Origin of the sequence: Kitasatospora sp. NPDC047058, from assembly GCF_040643935.1 — a bacterium.
Classification (GTDB): Bacteria; Actinomycetota; Actinomycetes; order Streptomycetales; family Streptomycetaceae; genus Kitasatospora.
The window spans coordinates 1-3,217 of record NZ_JBEYVJ010000601.1 but is presented as its reverse complement, the minus strand read 5'-3'; the positions used below and the strand labels follow the sequence as shown (position 1 = coordinate 3,217).

Genomic DNA, 3,217 nt, shown 5'->3' with positions numbered 1-3,217 from the left:
CCGCCGCCCAGGGCCGCCGCCAGCGCCGCGCCCGCGAGCGCGCTGCGGCGGAAGCCGGGGGCCCCGGTGCCCTTCACGCCGCGACCCCCTTGGCGAGCAGCGGCAGGTCGTGCTCGTAGGTCTTCTCCTCGGTGCCGCTGAGGTAGAGGACGTGCGCCTTGTCGTCCGAGGGCAGGAAGGCCAGCACCTGTGCGCCGTGCGTGGAGGTGACCGTGCCGTCGCCGTTGACCACCGGGTCCTCGATCATGATCCCGAGCGACCTGGCGGCCGTCTTCACCTTGGCGAGGTCGCCGGTGAGGCCTATGAAGTCGGTGCCCATCGAGTCCAGCCAGGTGCGCAGCACCTGCGGGGTGTCGCGCTGCGGGTCGGTGGAGACGAAGACGACGTCGACCTTCTGCCGCTCCTCCGCGGAGAGCTTCTTCATCGCCACGCCGATGTCGCCCATGGTGGTCGGGCAGACGTCCGGGCAGCTGGTGTAGCCGAAGAACAGCAGGGTGGTCCTGCCGTTGGTCTTCTGCCGCAGGTCGTACGGCCGGCCGGCGGTGTCGGTCAGCTGCAGGTCGGGCTTCTCGAAGTTCTTGCTGAGCACCGTGCCCTGGTACGGCGAGTCGGCCTTCTGCTGGGTGACCTTCGCGGGGCCGCTGCCGCCGGCGCCGTCGGAGCCGCAGGCGGTCAGGGTGAGCGCGGCGGCGAGCGCGACGGCGGCGGCGCCGGCCAGGCGGGCGGTGCGGGGGGTGCGGGGCATGGGAGATCCGATCGTGCGCGGTGGACCACCGGCGGGGCCGCCCCCGGGCCGGGGTGCGGCTCGGGGACGGCCCCGCCGGTGCGGGGGTCAGGAGGCGGAGCTCTTGCGGCGCAGGCCGAGGATGCCGAAGGCGGTGCCGATCACGCCGACCACGATGCCGACCACGCCGAGCACGCGGGCGGTGGAGTCGCTGGCCTTGGTGTCGGCGGCGGCCTCGTCCTTGGCGTCGTCGGTGTGGCCGTGGCCGTCGGCGGCCGGAGCGGCGGAGGCGGTGGCGGCGACGCCGTGGCCGTCGCCGGAGGCGGCCTTGGTGAGGGCGAGCACGGGCGCGGGCTTGGCCGGCTCGGGCTGGCCGTCCTTGGCCTCGTCGATCCAGCGGACCACGTCGCCGTTGTCGTAGCTCTGCAGCGCCTTGAAGACCAGCTTGTCGGTGTCGGTCGGCAGCGGGCCGAGCGAGACGCGGAACTCCTGGAACTGGCCGGGGGCGATCTTGGTGCCGGCGTCGGCGGTCCAGGTGATCTTGGAGACGGCCTCGTTGACGTCGTTGCCGTGCACCTTGATCGGCTTGTCGAGCTTGGACTTCTCGATGGTCGCGGTCCAGCCCGGCATCGGCAGGGTCCGGACGGAGGCCAGCGGGTGGTCCAGCGGCAGGTTGACCTCCAGCTTCACCGTGGAGGCGGCGTCGTTCTCGTTCGGCACCCGGAAGTCGACGGCGGTGTAACCGCCCTGCGGGGCGTTGCCCGGGTTCACGGTGACGTGCGCGAAGGCCGGTCCGGCGAGCGCCACCACGGAGGCGGCGGCGGTGAGGGCGACGGCGGCGATACGACGGGCGGGAAGGGAACGCATGGTGTGGTGGGTCTCCGTTCGGAGTCTCGGCGGCGGGCCCGCTCCCGGGCACGGTGGTCCGTGCCTCGAAGGGGCCGCGCGGCGTGGGGACGAGAGGGGAGGAGCCGCGGGCCCCGCGGGGGTGCGGGTACGGCTCGGCGTCCGCGTACACCCGGGCCCGGTACATGTGGGGGTACCGGGGGACGGGGGGTCAGTACGCGAGTGCCCCGAACGGCGGTCCCCGCCGCACCACGCTGTGCCGCAGCGCGGCACCGGCCGGCAGCGGGTCGTCCCCGCCGCGCACGCCGGACCGGCGGGCCGGGCCGGGCGTGCCGAGCAGGCCGCCCAGCAGCGCGGCGGCCAGCGCGAACGCCGACCGCAGCGGCGCCGCCCAGTGCTCCCGGGCGGCGGTGGCGGTGATCCGGACCAGGCGCCAGAGCGCCGCCTCGCCGCGCCGCAGCCACCAGCCGGCCACCAGGGCGGCGGCCAGGTGGCCCGCGAGCATCGACGGCGTCATGCCGAACAGGCCGCTCTGCCACCAGGGCGCGGCGGCGTACGCCCGCGGGTCCAGGCCCGCGCCGGCGACCAGCTGCTCGGCGGTCGGGCTGCCGGGAAGTCCGGCCAGCGTGCCGGGCCGGGCCTCGTTGCAGAGCAGCCGGCCCGCCACCTGCGGCAGGGTCAGCGGCCCGGAGCCGCTGGCGCCGCCGTGGTGCAGGCCGGCCGCCGCGGTGGCGTGGCCGCCGAAGGTGTGGAAGAGGAAGTGCAGGCCGAGCTGGCCCGCGCCGAGCGCACCGGCGATGGCGCCGAGCGAGCGTTCCCGCCCGCCGGAGGCCACCGCGAGCACCAGGACGGCCGCGAAGCCGGTCGCGAGCGCGGCCGGGGCGACGTTCCCGCCGCCGGCCAGGGCGTGCCCGGCGGCCGCCACCAGCGTGCAGACCAGGGCGAACGGCACCGCCCGCACAAGCCGCAGGTCCCAGGCGGCGGCCCCCACCGGCGCGTCCGGTGCGGGGGCGCCCGGGTGCGGGGCGGCGGCGTGGGCAGTCATGGCGGGGCCCATCATCTCATCGCCGACGAGGCCGACACGGGCAGGGTGGGAAAGTCTCACGAATCCCACCAATGCCCCGTTCGGCCCCGGCGTGCGGTGCCCGGTGTGCGCCGCTCGGCACAGACCACGGCCCCAGTCCATCCGCCGAACGGGCGGTGGCGGACCTCCGGCACGGTTCACCGCCGGATCACCCGGAGATACCTCGTTATATGTGGAGCCGCAGCCAGGAGGGACCTCCCGTGGACATCTGGTGGACTCTGCACCTCAAGCGCGACTCGGCCAGCGTTCCGCTGGCCCGGCGCATTCTGCTCGGTGCGCTGGCGACGGCGGGTGTCGACCCGCAGATCGCCCACGACCTCGGCGTCGCCCTCAGCGAGGCGTGCGCCAACGCCGTCGAGCACGGCGCGGGCGGCCGGCCCGACGAGGTCTTCCAGGTCACCGCCTCGATCAGCGGCGACCTGCTGCGGATCGAGGTGACCGACTCCGGCCCCGGAATCTCCGCGCCGCCGGCGCCCGCCCCGCCCGCGCACCAGCTCCGCCGCCCCGCCGCCCCGCCGGCCGGCCCCCCCCACCGAAGCGCGGACCGCCGCGGGGGTGGTGGA

At 75.9% G+C, this 3,217-nt stretch carries 4 protein-coding genes; 1 reads left to right on the top strand and 3 read right to left on the bottom strand.

The features are described 5' to 3' along the window. Positions 1 to 73: 73 nt before the first annotated feature. The 3 genes from ABZ885_RS38070 to ABZ885_RS38060 all read right to left on the bottom strand — a co-directional run bounded on the left by ABZ885_RS38070 (position 74) and on the right by ABZ885_RS38060 (position 2,615). Positions 74 to 745 (bottom strand): SCO family protein, encoded by a 672-nt coding sequence (locus tag ABZ885_RS38070; protein WP_360199307.1) that lies wholly within the window; start codon positions 743 to 745, stop codon positions 74 to 76. Positions 746 to 832: 87 nt separating this feature from the next. After that, entirely contained in the window at positions 833 to 1,591 is a 759-nt protein-coding gene (locus tag ABZ885_RS38065) for a YcnI family protein (RefSeq protein WP_360199305.1), read from the bottom strand. A 190-nt stretch (positions 1,592 to 1,781) separates the two neighbouring features. Continuing rightward, positions 1,782 to 2,615: a hypothetical protein gene (locus ABZ885_RS38060; protein WP_360199303.1), complete on the bottom strand. Its 834-nt coding sequence runs from the start codon at positions 2,613 to 2,615 to the stop codon at positions 1,782 to 1,784. Between the two features lie 239 nt (positions 2,616 to 2,854). Here ABZ885_RS38060 and ABZ885_RS38055 point away from each other — a divergent pair. Further along, a partial coding sequence (locus tag ABZ885_RS38055; RefSeq protein ID WP_360199301.1) for an ATP-binding protein occupies positions 2,855 to 3,217 on the top strand: 363 nt, incomplete at its 3' end.